13 protein-coding genes are annotated in these 15,077 nt (G+C 57.4%); 6 read left to right on the top strand and 7 right to left on the bottom strand.

The window, feature by feature from the left end; all coding sequences use genetic code 11:
• The first annotated feature begins 5 nt into the window (after positions 1-5).
• From KP806_RS11750 to KP806_RS11725, 6 genes are all read left to right on the top strand, one after another.
• Positions 6-1,730, top strand: coding sequence for a glycoside hydrolase family protein (locus KP806_RS11750; protein ID WP_224723787.1), 1,725 nt, complete (start codon positions 6-8; stop codon positions 1,728-1,730).
• Between the two features lie 69 nt (positions 1,731-1,799).
• The gene (locus KP806_RS11745) at positions 1,800-2,480 is read left to right on the top strand and encodes an aspartate/glutamate racemase family protein (RefSeq protein ID WP_224723786.1); all 681 of its coding nucleotides are present in this window, start codon (positions 1,800-1,802) and stop codon (positions 2,478-2,480) included.
• 14 nt (positions 2,481-2,494) lie between these two features.
• Positions 2,495-3,754 carry a ribulose-bisphosphate carboxylase large subunit family protein gene (locus KP806_RS11740; RefSeq protein ID WP_224723785.1) on the top strand — a complete coding sequence of 420 codons (1,260 nt, stop codon included), beginning with the start codon at positions 2,495-2,497 and terminating at the stop codon, positions 3,752-3,754.
• A 5-nt stretch (positions 3,755-3,759) separates the two neighbouring features.
• Complete coding sequence (locus KP806_RS11735; protein ID WP_224723784.1) at positions 3,760-5,160, top strand: four-carbon acid sugar kinase family protein; 1,401 nt, start codon at positions 3,760-3,762, stop codon at positions 5,158-5,160.
• Between the two features lie 372 nt (positions 5,161-5,532).
• Complete coding sequence (locus KP806_RS11730; protein WP_224723783.1) at positions 5,533-6,870, top strand: glycoside hydrolase family 55 protein; 1,338 nt, start codon at positions 5,533-5,535, stop codon at positions 6,868-6,870.
• Positions 6,871-6,889: 19 nt separating this feature from the next.
• Entirely contained in the window at positions 6,890-8,464 is a 1,575-nt protein-coding gene (locus tag KP806_RS11725; RefSeq protein WP_224723782.1) for a glycoside hydrolase family 55 protein, read from the top strand.
• Here KP806_RS11725 and KP806_RS11720 read toward each other — a convergent pair.
• The 7 genes from KP806_RS11720 to KP806_RS11690 are packed head-to-tail and all read right to left on the bottom strand — an operon-like array spanning position 8,461 to position 15,050.
• Positions 8,461-9,636: a glycosyltransferase family 4 protein gene (locus KP806_RS11720; RefSeq protein WP_224723781.1), complete on the bottom strand. Its 1,176-nt coding sequence runs from the start codon at positions 9,634-9,636 to the stop codon at positions 8,461-8,463. The two genes, KP806_RS11725 and KP806_RS11720, sit on opposite strands and share 4 nt — an antisense overlap.
• 57 nt (positions 9,637-9,693) lie before the next feature.
• Positions 9,694-10,305 carry an adenylyl-sulfate kinase gene (cysC, locus tag KP806_RS11715; protein WP_224723780.1) on the bottom strand — a complete coding sequence of 204 codons (612 nt, stop codon included), beginning with the start codon at positions 10,303-10,305 and terminating at the stop codon, positions 9,694-9,696.
• A gap of 21 nt (positions 10,306-10,326) precedes the next feature.
• A complete protein-coding gene (locus tag KP806_RS11710; RefSeq protein ID WP_224723779.1) occupies positions 10,327-12,132 on the bottom strand; it encodes an ABC transporter ATP-binding protein in 1,806 nt (601 codons plus the stop codon).
• 1 nt (position 12,133) lies between these two features.
• Positions 12,134-13,306 (bottom strand): nucleotidyltransferase domain-containing protein, encoded by a 1,173-nt coding sequence (locus KP806_RS11705; protein ID WP_224723778.1) that lies wholly within the window; start codon positions 13,304-13,306, stop codon positions 12,134-12,136.
• Entirely contained in the window at positions 13,224-13,790 is a 567-nt protein-coding gene (locus tag KP806_RS11700; protein WP_224723777.1) for a lasso peptide biosynthesis B2 protein, read from the bottom strand. Before KP806_RS11700 ends, KP806_RS11705 begins: the two co-directional genes overlap by 83 nt.
• 14 nt (positions 13,791-13,804) lie before the next feature.
• Positions 13,805-14,092: a lasso peptide biosynthesis PqqD family chaperone gene (locus KP806_RS11695; protein ID WP_224723776.1), complete on the bottom strand. Its 288-nt coding sequence runs from the start codon at positions 14,090-14,092 to the stop codon at positions 13,805-13,807.
• A gap of 1 nt (position 14,093) precedes the next feature.
• Positions 14,094-15,050 carry an aldolase gene (locus KP806_RS11690; protein ID WP_224723775.1) on the bottom strand — a complete coding sequence of 319 codons (957 nt, stop codon included), beginning with the start codon at positions 15,048-15,050 and terminating at the stop codon, positions 14,094-14,096.
• Positions 15,051-15,077 lie beyond the last annotated feature (27 nt).

The following is a 15,077-nucleotide window of genomic DNA, read 5'->3' as shown; positions in this document are numbered from 1 at the left end:
GACAAATGACGAAGAGATTAATACCCGACACCCTTACGCTGGAGGACAGAGCCGGTCACGCAATGAACGCGATTGCGGGCATGGCGGACCGCGACTACAACGATATTCCTTTTTTTGCGGCGAACCTGATGAAGGAGCCGGCTAACCTTACGCATGGCGATTGGGACTACGGCTCGTCGCACGGGCGGATGGTGGACGGGATGATTTTGGCCCGGCATATGTCCGGGGAGACGTTCGGTACCGAAATTGAGGAGAAATACAGGGCGAACCTGCTCTCCTTCTTCAAGGAGGACGGACTCAGCTACCGGCAGACCAATCCGCATCATAACTGGGAGCCAAACGCCAACTTGATCGACCAGCGTGCCGTTATTTTGTCGCTGACAACCTGGTACTTGGCGACTGGCGATCCGGCGGTCAAGGAAGCGGCCGATAAGCATGTCGCCGCATTGAAGCGAATCGCTATTAAGGAGAGGGACGTATGGTATTACCCGGCTTCGGAGTACAAGGAAGGCGGCTGGCCATCCTCGAACGCCGTACAGCTGAGACTCGCGCCCGATCCGGCGGCATTCTGCGGCAGGCTGGTCATGCCGCTGCTGAAATATCACGAGCTGACGGGCAATCAGGACGCCTTCGAGCTGTGCCAGTTCTTTACCGCTTTAATTGTGCAAAGAAGCGGCGTGTTTAATGCCGACGGCAGCTTTAACGACGCTCTGGCTTACCGGAGCGGGCATTTCCACACCCGTCTCGGCACGCTTGACGCATTGGCCCGGTTCGGCGTCTTTACGGGCGACGCGGCGCTTATCGCTTTTGTAGAGAAAAGCTACGCTTGGGCGGTGACGCAGTGCACCGCGTTCGGCTGGACGCCGGGCGACATGAAGGAGCAGGCGTACGAGCATGAGACATGCTCGCTCGTCGATCTGATCTCCACCGGCATTACGCTGGCGCAAAGCGGCTACACAAAATATTGGGGCGTCGTCGAGCGTTATATCCGCAACCATTTGGCGGAATCGCAGCTGCTCGACATGGATTGGGTGAAGGAGACGGACGACCGTTCTATGAACGTTCCCGGACTGATTACGTATGAGACCATTGCGAAGCGGACGCGCGGGGCGTTTGCCGGCTATTCGGCGCCGAACGATTTTTGCTGCAACGTCAATCACGGGCGCGGTCATACAAACGATTTGCAAATTTGCTGTCTCGGCTCGGGCACACGCGGCTTGTACATGGGCTGGAGCAATACGGTTACCGAGAAAAACGGCGCCGTCAGCGTCAACTTCCTGCTGAACCGCGGCTCGAAGTGGCTGGACGTGGACAGCTATTTGCCGCATGAGGGCAAGCTGGTGCTTCATATTCACCGCGATATTCCAAGGCTGCAGGTCCGGATTCCGGAATGGGCGGGGTATGCGAAGGTAACGTTCACGCGGGAGCTGGGCGGCCGGACGGAAACGGGGAAAGGCAGCGAGCCGAGCCGGTGGGTGAACGAGCACTTTTTGCTGCTCGGAGCAGCGTCCGCGGGAGAAACGATTACGATCGAGTTTCCGCTTGCAAGAAGGCAGACGGTCGAGACGGCCATCGGCCAGGCTTTCGTGACGGAATGGCAGGGAGACGACGTCGTCGGCATTTCGCCGCAGGGCACGAGCCATCCGTTTTACAGCGGGCGCAAGGTTTATGAGCAGGCTCCGATGCGCGAGGGCGAGTACCGCCGTCCGGACGAGGAGCTTGTCTGGTAGCGGACGGATAGGATGAAAGCCGGGCCTAGGAGCCCGGCAATGCCGGAAATAGTTAAGGGGGAAAACGGAATGAAGACGGTAGTGGCGGTTTATACGGGACAAGGGCTTGCCGATCCGCTTAAGGCGGTGTTTAAGGAAATTTTGCCGGATTGCAGGCTTGTGAACATTATCGACGACAGCCTGATCGGGGATGTGGTCAAGGCCGGCCATATTCCGGCGGGCGTCGCGAAAAGGCTGACTCAGTATTATGTCAACGGCGAGGAAATCGGGGCGGATGTCATCTTGAACACCTGCTCCTCCGTCGGCGAGGTGGCGGATGAAGCACGCGGCTGGATGAAAACGCCGATCGTCAAAATCGACGAATCGATGGCGTCGCTTGCAGCGGAGCAGTACGGGAAAATCGCCGTGCTGGCTACGCTGCCGTCGACGCTGGAGCCGACGATGCGGCTGATCCAGCGATCGGCCGAGGAAGCCGGGAAGGAAATAACGCTTATTCCGGGACTGGCTGCAGGCGCGTTCGACGCGCTGGTGTCCGGCGATCCGGCAAAGCATGACCGGCTTCTGATGGAGACGGCAAAGCGGGTCGCTCAGCAAGCTGAGGTGCTGGTGCTGGCACAAGGCTCGATGGCTCGGATGGAAGCGTCGTTGAGGGATTCGATCGGCAAGCCGGTATTGTCGAGTCCTCGCCTGGGCGTGCTGCAGGTGAAATCCGTGCTGGAGCAGCTTGAAGCCAAGCGGCGCAGCGGTTAGGGGGCGGATTTTCAATGAATAAGGAGAGAGTGACTGCCGTCTACCTGGTCGAAACGCCGTATTCCCTGGAGCGTGCGGCCGAGGTTATAGCGGGCGAGCAGTCGACCGGCACGTTCACCGCGGTACCCGGAGAAACGGACAGCCTGAAGGAGCGTCACGGCGCCAAAATCGAACGAATCGTCCCGCTGGAGGAAAGCGGGGCGGCTTCCCTTCCGGGCAGCAAAACGCCGGCCGGACATGACGGGAAATACCGCCGCGGGCTAATCTCGATTTCTTTTCCGCTTCATAACTTCGGTCCGTCCATTCCTAACCTGATGTCCGCGGTTGCCGGCAATCTGTTCGAGCTGCAGGAGCTTTCGGGTCTGCGTCTCGTCGATTTGGAGCTGCCTGCCGCGTTCGCAGAGCGTTATCCCGGTCCGAAGTTCGGCATCGAAGGGACGCGCAGGCTGACCGGCGTATACGGCCGTCCCGTTATGGGGACGATCGTCAAGCCGAGCATCGGCCTTGGCATGGAGGAGCTGCAGCGGATGATCGAGGAAATGTCTGCGGCCGGCCTGGACTTTATGAAGGACGACGAGCTGAACGCAAACGCGCCGTATGCTCCGCTGGAGCAGCGCGTGAAGGCGGTCATGGAGGCGATCGACCGGGCGGCTGACAAGACAGGCAAAAAGATCATGTATGCATTCAATATAACGGGCGATATCGATGAGCTCGAGCGTAACCATGAGCTGGTCGTCAAGGCGGGCGGCAACTGCGTCATGGTCAGCGTCATGAGCGTAGGACTGGCGGGCCTTGCTTATGTGAACCGCTTCAGCGAGGTCCCGATCCACACCCACCGCAACCAGTGGGGCATGATGACGAGATGCCCGCTGCTCGGCTTCGAATTTACGGCTTATCAGAAGCTGTGCAGGCTGGCAGGGGCCGATCAGCTGCATGTGAACGGACTGAACAGCAAGTTTTACGAGAGCAACGAATCCGTTACCCGTTCCATCAAGGCGTGCATAACGCCGATGTACGACGGGTACGCGGCGATGCCGGTCGTGTCCTCCGCGCAGTGGGCGGGGATGGCCCACGCCACGTATGAGGCGGCAGGCACGGTCGACGTCATGCATTTGGCGGGCGGCGGCATCCTGGCTCACCCGGAAGGAGCCGCGGCCGGCTTCGAAAGCATGAAGCAGGGCTGGGAGGCGGCCGTCAAGGGCGTTGAGCTGGAGGAGTATGCCAAGGAGCGCGCCGAGCTGCGCCGCGCCATCGAGAAATACGGAAAGGGCTGAGCACGATGACGGCAAACGGAAAAAGCTTTTCCAGGCTGCTCTGCTATTACGGCGACGATTTCACCGGCTCTACCGATGTGTTGGAGGCTTTGTCCGGCATGGGCATAAAGGCGGCCTTGTTTCTCGAACCGCCGGACGAGGAGCTGCTGAACGGAAAATTCCGCGGCTTGGAGGCTTTCGGCATCGCCGGAATCGGGCGCTCGCTGGCGCCGGATGAGGCTGAAAGGGAGCTGCGCCCTCTATTCGAAGCGCTGAAGCAGGCGGACGCCGCAGTCGTCCATTACAAGGTTTGCTCGACATTCGATTCTTCGCCGGACACGGGAAATATCGGAAAGGCGGCCGAGATCGGCCGTTCGGTGTTCGGAAGCGCTTATGTGCCGGTGCTGGCCGGCGTCCCTTATTTGGGCAGATACACCTTATTCGGCAACCATTTTGCTGCTGCTGCGGACGGAGCGGTGCATCGGCTTGACCGCCATCCGACGATGTCCCGCCATCCGGTTACCCCGATGATAGAAGCGGATTTGCGGCGCGTACTGGCGGAGCAGAGCGGACTGCGTACGTCGCTGATGGACATTTTGGCGCTGAACGGTTCGCCGGCTGAGGTGTCATCCCGGCTGCAGAGGCTGCTTTCGCAAGAGGAGCCCGGCCTCGTGTTGTTCGACGTGCTGGACGAGGAGAGACTCGGGGCGGCTGGCCGGCTGATTTGGGAGGAGGCTATGCGCCGCGGAAGCACGCTGTTCGCAGTCGGCTCCTCCGGCATCGAATATGCGCTCGGCGCCTGCTGGCGCGAGGAAGGCAGGCTGCAGCGCGAGGAGGCTTACGGAGAGGCGGCTATCGCTCCGGCAGAGCGGCTGCTGGCGGTATCCGGCAGCTGCTCCCCCGTCACGCGGGAGCAGATCCGCACCGCTTTGGCGGCGGGTTTCGCCGGCATCCGCGTACCCGCTGCGGAGCTGCTCTCACCCGAGACGGCTGCGTCGGCCCGGGACGCCATTCTGGCGGAGGCGGCCGGCCTGCTGAACGAGGGAAGAAGCGTGCTCTTGTATTCAGCCGAAGGGCCGGACGATCCGGGCATCGCGGAGTTTCGGGCGGCGCTTGCCGCCGGCGGCTACAGCGCGGGAGACAGCAGCAGGCTGCTCGGCGGCATCCTTGGCTCTCTGGCCCGCTCGCTGGTGCTGGAGACGGGCGTGACGCGCCTGCTCGTCGCCGGCGGCGACACCTCGGGTTATGTGACGCGCGGGCTTGGCATCTACGGCATGGAGTGCATGGCTGCGCTTGCTCCGGGCGCTCCTATATGCCGGGCGTTCTCGCATGAGCCGAAGCTGGAGGGGCTGGAGCTGGTGCTGAAGGGCGGGCAGGTTGGCGGAACCGATTTTTTCCTAAGGGTGAAGGAAGGCGGTCTGGCGTAGGGGCGGATGACATCTTGAAGCTGCGGATGCGTCCTTTACGAAAGCCGCAAACGGACGTGAATGAAGGCGGACAAACGGCATGAAGTGCCGGGGTCCGCTTTTTTGTCGTCAGCCGTGCCAACAGATGAACGACTCCCATATGCTAAATGAATAATCGGACTCATGAAATGATTGCTGTTTTGCTATTTTTCAAAAAACAAACTGATTGCCTTTTGAATATATGCTAATAAAAATTAATAATGAAATCTATATAATATTTATAAGATTTATTCAATTTGAATATTAATTTTGGTAATCTATTGTTATGGACAAAAGATACAACACATCATGCAATTACATAAACGTCCAATCGACTAATATGGAGTGATTGTGATGGCAAAATGGATTACGCGCAAGGATTTTATGAAGATGCTGGGGGCGGCGGGCATCGGGTATTTCGTAGGCAATATGGTTGACGACCTCGCCGAAAAAGCAAATGAGACAAGCCAGCCGGCCAAGCCGGACAAAGACAGCAGAGGTTTCATTCACGCCAAAGAGGATTTCGGCGTTTCGGGGAACGGTCTTTTTGACGATACGGCCAAGCTGCAGGCGGCCTTTAATGAAGCTGCACAGTCGGGCTTAATGCTGTACGTCCCGAAGGGAACCTATAAGCATACCTCCCCGCTGTTCGCGGATGGCAACGATTTCAGAATGTTCGGCGACGGGACGCAGACGGTATTCAAGCCGACCTATTCGAACGCGGACGCCATCGTCATCGGAAACCGGTCGAACACATCGATGCGCGGCAGCGGCTCCAAGCCTTCCGGCTGGGCGAAGGATTTCGCAGTTATCGGTCCAGCCCCCAAGCCGAATACGAAAAGCACAGGCATCAAGCTGAACGGAATGAGACAGTTCCGGGTGGAAAATACGTATGTTTCCAATTTCGATATCGGCTACGATTTGATCAACAACTGCTTCGGCTCCTCCTTCCACAACATCCGCGCATTATGGGCCGGCTTGAACGTCGGCGTCAATTTGCGGACGGGGCTGCAATCCGGCAACGATATCCAGTTTTACAACGCTTGGTTAGGCGGCGAAATAGCGGCCGTTCATATTAGCGGGGACGGCGGGGGCTATCAGTTCTGGGGAGGGCAGTTCGGCAACGCGGAAAAAGCGGCAAACTCGAAGGTGCCGGACGACCAGCGGGGCGTCGTCATTTTGGGGAAGGATTATCACACCAACAAGCTGGGCGGCGTTGCGAACGTCACCGTGGAAGGGGTAGATATCGAAAACTTTAAGTACGGCTGGGCTTTTCGTGCATTTTATGAGGTGGACTTGAGCTTGAGAGGACTGGGCGTATACGCGAACGACACCAAAAATTTTCCGCGCGGCTTTCTGAAAATGGACAATGCCGGCGCATCGAATATTTCCATGCTCCGCGTGCCGGTTAAAGGGAAGTATGCCGGAAGCCGCCTGATCGAAGTAAACGGGCAGCAGTCCGGCTTCTGTATTAACGAAATCGAGTGCAAGTACGCCGTCACATTAGGCGGCAAGATGCAAAACGGCGGCAGCATGCTCGTGCAGTCGCGTATTCAGCAAGGACAGGCGATGTACCGGGACGACGGAACCAGCAAGCTGCTGCTCGATAACGTGATGCTTCGGCCGAGAGGGGGGAGACTTGAACTATCCGCGGATTGGGGGAAAACCTGGAAGGAAATTGCAACCAAATGACATGAGGGGGAATGACATCATGATTAACGCTAAAACGGACTTCGGGGCAAAAGGCGACGGCATCGCAGACGATACGCAAAGCTTGCAGGCCGCAATGAACGAGGCGGGCAGATCGGGGAAGGTGCTGTACGTCCCGAAAGGGAGTTACAAGCATTCCGCGACGCTCGTCGCGGGTGCCAACGATTTCAGAATGTTTGGCGACGGGACGCCGACGGTATTCAAGCCGACCTATTCGAACGCGGACGGCATTGTCTTCGGGCTGAGCACCAACACGCCACAGTCGGGAAGCGGCTCCAAGCCTTCAGGCTGGGCAAAGGATTTTGCGGTTATCGGTCCAGCCCCCAAGCCGAATACGAATAGCGCGGGTATCAAGCTGAACGGGATAAGGCAGTTCAGAGTGGAAAATACGAACGTAACCAATTTCGATATCGGCTACGATTTGGTCAACAACTGCTTCGGCTCCTCATTCCATAACATCCGCGCCGTATGGACCGGCCTGAACGTAGGCATCAATTTGCGGACAGGGCTGCAATCCGGCAACGATATCCAGTTTTACAACGTTTGGGTAGGCGGCGAGAAAGCGGCTGTTCATATTAGCGGATTTTGCGGAGGCTTTCAGTTTTGGGGAGGGCAATTCGGGAATACGCAGAGAACCGCAGCGTCTACCGGCATTCCCGTGGACGAACGTGGCGTAGTTATTATCGGCAAGGATTATGTGACAGGTGAATTGGGAGGAGTCGCGAACGTCACGATCGAAGGGGTGGATATTGAGGGCTTTCAGGAAGCCTGGGTCATTCGAACCTTCTCTCCGGTAGACATTAGCTTAAGAGGCCTCGGCATAAACTCGTATGACCAGACCCGTCCGGGAATCGGCGTTTTGAAAATGGAAAATGCCGGTCCTTCCACCGTCTCCCTTATCCGCGTGCCGGTAATAGGCAAGTTTTCCGGCGATCGTCTGATCGAGATCGAATCGCATCAATCCGGCTTCTCCATTCACGAATTCGGCTGCCGTTACCGCGCTGCGATCGGCGGCGGGACCACTCAGGACGGCGGGAGCCTGCTGGTGCAATCCCGCATTCCGAACGGCCAGGCTATATTCCGCGATCAGGGGTACAGCAAGCAGCTGCTCGACGATGTGCTGATCCGCCGAAATCAAACGACAAAGGAGCTGGAAATTTCGCCGGATTGGGGAGCGAGCTGGACACTGATCAATACCCGCAAGCCGGTCTATTATAAAAGTCAAGCCAGCCCTGTCATCGGAACGGGAGGCAGCTACGGGGCCGTTTCCGTTATGAGGCCCTATACAAACTTCAATATTATCGACGCGGAAAGATTTCAGATCATGGCGGAGGGCAGCTTCGCTGCTTCGGAAACCGTTACGGTGAAGGTAGGCTTCATATGGTCGGATAACGTGGAAATGACGCTCGAGAAAAAAATGACGGCAGCCGGGACGATTTGGCTGGGTGACGAAGATTTTGCCGCTTTGAGCCGAGGAGACCAAAATGTAGTTCGACTGTGCGTATACGCCAAAACAACCGCAGCCGCAACCGGCGTTTCGGTTACGGCATACGGCTTTGGCTATAACAGGGTTTAACGGTAAGCGGCAAAAGCTTCCTGCGAGCCGCGTCGTTTTTCCAGAAGGCTCGTGTATAAAGAAAGTCTCGCTTCCGCGACGTTGTCCCAGCTGTAGCGCTGAGCGGTGATGTAAGCATTTTGCCGCAGTTTCCTGCGCAGCCTGTCGTCGGAGAGCAATTGCTTGAGCGCGAGTTCAATCGCTTCGCTGCTTCGGGCCGGGACGACCAGCGCATCGAGCCCGTCCGTAACGGTATCGTTAATGCCCGGGATGTCGGTGACGACCGGTGCCGTTCCGCAAGCCATCGCCTCAAGCAAAGTTAAGGGGCTTCCCTCCGAGAGTGAAGGGAACAGCAAAATTTGATGGCCTTTCAGCAAGGACGGAAGGTTCGGCTGATCGTATTTCGGGATAACCTGAATGCGGCTGTGCACCGATGCGTCAAAATCCTTTAACACCGCGTCAGCCTCGGCGCGAGTGCCGATGAACGAAACGGATACGTGATCCGTCCGCTTCAGCAGCCGATTGAGCGCCGGTACCGAATATACGATTCCTTTCCGCGGGATATAGCTGCCGACACAGGCGATACGGATCGGCTCGCTGCTTCCAGGAGCAATTTCCTCAAACGGCAAATTCATAAAGCTGCTGCGGATGCCGTTGCTGACCTGATAGGCTTTGGAGGACGGAACGCCGAGACGGTTGACCGCGTATTTCAAGTCCTGCCCGTTCAGCAGCAGCGCCGCGTCCGCTCTTCGGAAGGCAACTTTCTCCTGCCAAAGCCGGAAGCCGCCGTGGTAAAACGTATATTTCCAGCTTAATTTGAGGCGGCCTTCCCGCGCCTCCATCACACGATTGTCGTGGGCGACGTTTTCCAGACCGTGGCTGTTCGCGATAATGACGGGCCTGCCGGGCAGCAGGCTCAGCACCCACGAGTCGCCGGTGGCGATTTCCAGCACGTCGTACGTACTAAATTTTCTTTTGAGCAGGGCGACCTTCAAGGGAAACAGCAGATCGTCCAGCACGTTTCCGGTAAAGGTTTTCAGGTCATCCATAAAAAAGGTGTCGCAAACGGCGCCTTTTTCCTTTAGGGCGGCTGCCAAAGATACGGTAGCGCCGGCAACGCCCGCATTCGGGTCGTAATCGCAGCTGGCGATCAGCGCAACCTTGAGCGGCTGGCCTGGTTGGTGCTTGTTCATCGCGAATCCTCCTTCTTTATGCGCGTCATGCGAAGTCCATCCGCATCCGCATCTGCATTATTTCAAATAAGAGCGGTTCTCCAGAGCCTCCAGCACACTAGCGACCGATTGCTCAACGTTCAGCACTTCCGTGTCGATAACCAGATCCGGGGAGCGGGGGATATCGTAGGGAGCGGAAATGCCGGTGAAGCCGGCGATTTCGCCCTTCCGGGCCCGGCGGTACAATCCCTTCGGATCGCGCCGCTCGCACTCCTCCAGAGAACAGCGCACGTAAATTTCCAGAAATTCCTCGTCAGCAAAATAGCTCCGAACCATATCGCGATCCTCCTGGTTCGGCGAAATAAAGGCAGCCAATACGATCATTCCAGCATCCGCAAACAGCTTTGATACTTCGCCGATCCGTCTGACGTTTTCCTTTCGGTCCTCCGCCGAGAAGCCCAGGTCGCGGTTCAGCCCATGCCGGACATTGTCGCCGTCCAGCACATACGATTGAACGTGACGCGCGAACAGTTCCTGCTCCAGCGCGTAGGCAAGGGTCGATTTGCCGGAGCCCGACAGGCCGGTAAACCAAAGGACGCAGCCCTTGTGGCCATTGCGGGAATGGCGGTCTTCACGGGTAAGGCCGGGCTTGTGCCAGACCAGGTTAGGCGTTGCAATTGTTGTGTTCATCGGAATTGTTCCTCCCTTTGGTTATGAGGTTTCGGCATGCCAGTCGGCCTGCTGGCGGAGCAGGGAGCCGAACAGGCCCTTTGGCTTGCCGGATAGCTGCTCGAAGCTGCCCAGCTCCGCGATTTCCCCTCGCTCCAGAACGACAACCTGATCGGCGCCCCGGATCGTCGACAGCCTGTGCGCAATGACGATGACCGTCATGGTGCCCTTCAATCGTTCCAGAGCGGATTGAATGAGCCTTTCATTCGCGGTATCGAGGGCGCTCGTCGCTTCGTCCAGTACGAGCACCGCCGGCTTGCGGAGGATGGCTCTCGCGAGGACGATCCGCTGCCTTTCTCCGCCGGACAGCCGGATGCCGCGATCGCCGATGACTGTATCTAGCCCTTCGGGGAGGGCTTTGACAAACGAATCGGATGCGGAGAAGGCGAGAGCTTCCCACATTTGATCCTCGGTCGCATCGGGGGCGACGAGCTGCAAATTTTCCCGGATGCTCGCATGGAAGAGAAACGGATCCTGGGATACATAGCCGACCGAACGGCGGAAATCGGACATTTTCTCTCCGGTCAAGGCCGCTCCGTCTACGAGAATGTCCCCTTGTCCGGGCTCGATCAGTCCTAGAAGCATGTCGATGAGCGTGCTTTTGCCTGCGCCGGACTTGCCGACGACGGCCGTCATCCGGTTGGCGGGAATGAACAGGTTAATTTGGCTTAGCGCCTGCTGTCCGCCTTCGTCCCCGTAGCTGAAGCCGACCTCGCGGAATTGAATATGCTCCTTGACCTGAAAGCCCGATCCGCCCGTATCGGTCAGCGGGAATCTCTCTTTTGCTTCGTCGCATTCCCGCTGTACCTCCATAATCGCCCGGAAGGCAGGGAACATGGAGCCGATTTGCTCCAGATTGCTTTGAATGCCGGAGAAGCGGGGCCAAAGCCTTGCGAAGATCAGGACGATCAGCATTAATTGCTCCGCCTGCACGGCCAGCACTCCGATGGACAAATAAACGAACAACGCGATAAGGAGAGCGGCCGTTATCCGGTAATACAGCTGAGTCATCGACTGCAGCGTCACGAACCCGACGACATTGGCCTCCATCCGGCGGCAGAGCGCTTCGAACCGCGCCAGCTGCGTCCGCTCGAGCCGGTTGCTCTTCATATCCTTCAAGCCGCTGAGCTGATCCGTTATGCCGGCATAATAATCCTGGGACAGGCGCGAGGTCTGATCCCCGAGCTTTTTGGCGCGACGGATAAATTTACGGGCGAATAGGGCGAGCAAGGCGCCGCTTCCGAGAACGAGCAGCGTCAGCTTCGCGGAAAGGGTGAAGGCCACTACGATCTGGATGGCGGTAAACAGCAGCGCTGCGGCAAGCTGGAAAAAAACGATCGTCCCTTGACTGACCCGGGCCAGCTCGGCCGTCAATATATGATTGAAATCGGATTTGCGCTTGCGCAAGAAATAGGACCATTTGGCCTGCAGAAGTGACTGGTAAAGTTCGATGCGCAAATAGCGGACAAATCCTTGTTGTATTCGAATGTTAAGCAGCGATTGGCTGCGCTGCAGCAGAGCCTGCCCCGTCAAGATTGCGATGTATGCTCCCAGTACGGCAGGCAGGCTGAGAAATACATCCGGCAGGCCGAGCCGGGAAGTCAGCCATTCGACTGGCGATGAGCTTCCTGAGCCCATATCGAACAGTCCGATTAAGCCGAGCATCGGAATAAGGAGATAGATGCCGAGCCCTTCGAAGAACGGAATAACGATCATGTAAAATAAGTTCAAATACAGCTTTTTGCCGGCAAAGACATGCAGCCGTTTCACAAAAGGCAATATTGCCATGCTAACTTGCCTCCTCCCGCGATGCTTGCCGGTTCAAATGCCGCCATACCCACAGAAGAGGGCGAAGCGGGAAATACAGAAAATGCAGGCCGGCCGGCAAGGGCAGCCTTTCCGCGTCATGCGAGCTCGGATAAAATCTGTTTTTGAAATAGGCCCATTTTTGCCTGGCATTCATAAGCGACAGCAGGTAGAAAATAAAAGAAAGAGACTTCGGGTTCGGCTTCTCCATGGCTTTGATGAACCCTAATGCGCTGACGGCCGTCCGCTTGGCTGAAGCTTGCGCGCACAGCGATTCCATGCCGGATGCCATAGGCGTCCCAAGCAGCTTGCGGGCTAACAGCAGCGCTTGTCCTCCGAGCGGCTTGGATTTGTAGGTCTTGAAGATGGAATCAACGGTTTTCCAATCGATCGGCTTGTGAGCCAGGCGGTCGATATCGCACAGCCACCGCAGCCGGAACCAGCCGTGCCTCGCGCCGTGAACGGCCAAATAAAAGAACAGATCCTCGTTGCCGGGGAAGTAGACGGGGCAGCCGGTGAGCATGCTCGTTCTCCGTCTGGCCCACAGCTCCTCGAACGGAGGCTCTGACATCGCGTCCGGATTCATGCGCCAATGGAGTTCGATCTGAATGCCGGTACCGCGGTGAAGGTAGGACAAATGATGGGATTTCCATTTCCAGTTATTCAGGATTCGGGGTACATCCTCGTGGAGTTCGAAGCCGAGTCCGAGCAGGACGGCTTCGGCTTTTTCCACGTCCGCCTCCGGAACGAGAATGTCCAGATCCTTGGAGGTGCGCAGGGCCAAATCCCCGAACAGATACTCCGAGAGCACAGGCCCCTTAAGGACGAGAGAAGGGATGTGCCGGTCGTTTAGAGCCTGGCATAAGCGCTCCATTTCCCGGGACATATGCATCATTTTGAAGGTGTTGCGGGCGTATTCGGCCGCGATCTTCTCCGCCGTATGCGCCGGCAGCCAATAGGATCCGATTCGTTTCAGCTTCGCGTGGACGAGCGGATAAACCCTGTGATGCTTGACCAGGGCGAGAAATACCTCCCAGTCGATGCCGAGCGGCACGAGCTGATGGGGGTCGCGGTTATCGGCTTCTCCGATTAGGGCCAGCAGCAGCTGAAGCTCCGGCGGAAGCGGGAGACGATCCTCCCCGATATCGTGTACCATGATTTGCGCTCCTCCGTTTCTTGCTGTTTTGAAGCGTCTTGCCGAATACACCGACGACCACATAACGCTCCAGCTCATACGCTCCGGTGACGTAGGCTTCGCCGCTTCTGAGCCAGGCATGGGCCACCATTTTGCCGGTTTTCTTGTCTCTGGCCGTACCGAGATACATGGTGCTTTCGATGCCGCGACGCGCCAGCATCTGCATGCCTGCCATCGCCAGAACCAGACATTGGCTGTCCCACCACGTGTAACGGCTCATCGTAATTAAAGACTTGCCGATAAGCGCCAGTGTCAGCTCGTCTTCCCGGTTACGGGCATGAGAGGTTTCCGTGCGCTCAGCACCCAAAATCCGGAGCGCACGCGCGAACGGGACGGCCTTCAGCACTCGCGCGAACCCGAGCATGAGGTATGCCTCCGCTAACAGGTACCGCCTTTGGGGGCGGTAGGACAGGTATGTTTTCAGTCTTCTCAGCCATATCCTCATAGCGGCCTCTATGGTCAGTCCGCATGAGGCTGAATCAGCTGCTCCTTGAGCAGAAGCTTCATATACGAGGAAACCTGGTAGGCACACTGCTCCGGCATCACATCGTATTCCTCGGTCAGCGTTTCGACGAGCTGAGACACCGATGCGGGCTCGACCAATAGCTCCCAAATCCTGCCGCCGACCTGTCCGAGATTAAAATATTTGCCCGAGGAAACGTTAAGCATCACTTTTTCCCCGTCCATATCGCTTACGATGTTGCCGGGAACCTGAACAAACGGCCGATCGGGTGCTAGGTTTGTCATATCACGATTCTCCTTTGCCTATGAGTTGTAGGATTTGCCCGGCAAGCTGGTGTGCGGTAAATCCTTCTGCCGGACGGCGGATGCGGTACACGGCAACCTTGCCCGCAAGTGCGGTAACCGTGTCGAAATGCCACTGGTCAAGGCCGAGCATCGGCGCCAAAAAGCTTCGGTAGGTATGCCTCGTCAGCGCATCGATCCGTTCCAGCTTTGTGAACGGCCGGATTTCGATGCCGGTCCCGTCAGCTGCAAATAATTCGAATACGCCTGCCAGGGGCAGAGGCTCGGTTTGAAACCGTGCGGCTACCGGAATGGCGAATTTAGCCCCTTCCCGGAATAACTGCCGGTAACCGGATTGCTCCATGCCGAAATGCGACATGCTTTCGCTCCAGAGCTTCTGCTGCGGATAAGAGGGAATGGCGTAGGGCGGACCGCCGTCGGATGGGGAAGTGAACCCGGAGGGAACGCCGATTACGTCATCGCTTACCATGTGGAAGCCTTGCTGGAGAAAGGCGGCGGCCAAGGTGGATTTGCCTGCGCCGCAATTGCCTACAAAGGCGTAAGCCCGCCCGTTGACGGCGATCGCACTGCCATGCAGAGGAAGAATTCGCCGTTGGTAGAGCAGGGCGGCCATGCAGGTGCCAAGCACAAAAAGCCTGATCTTGCTCATATCCGCTCCAGGAAACGGAAAAAAAGTGATCCGGTCGCCGCCGCTGATGCGGAACAGGGCGGTTTCTTCAATTTTGATCAGAATGGAAGCTTCGCGAACAGCCGCTGTATAGCGTCCGGTGTTCAGTTCCTTCAAATGGGGGGACAAGTCCTCATAGCCGATATACACCGGTTCTCCCCGGTCTCCCGGCACGGAAGCCGATTCCAGCTCAGGCAGTGCCATTTCGCTGAAGATCGGGAAGCCGAATGCCCGGTATTCGTAGCCTTTAAGCGCTGGAAGAATGGCTCTCACCCTCTTGCTAGATTAATAGAAAAGATG

Source organism: Paenibacillus vietnamensis, assembly GCF_020169515.1.
GTDB classification, from domain to species: domain Bacteria; phylum Bacillota; class Bacilli; order Paenibacillales; family Paenibacillaceae; genus Pristimantibacillus; species Pristimantibacillus vietnamensis.
This window is presented reverse-complemented; position numbering and strand designations above follow the sequence as displayed.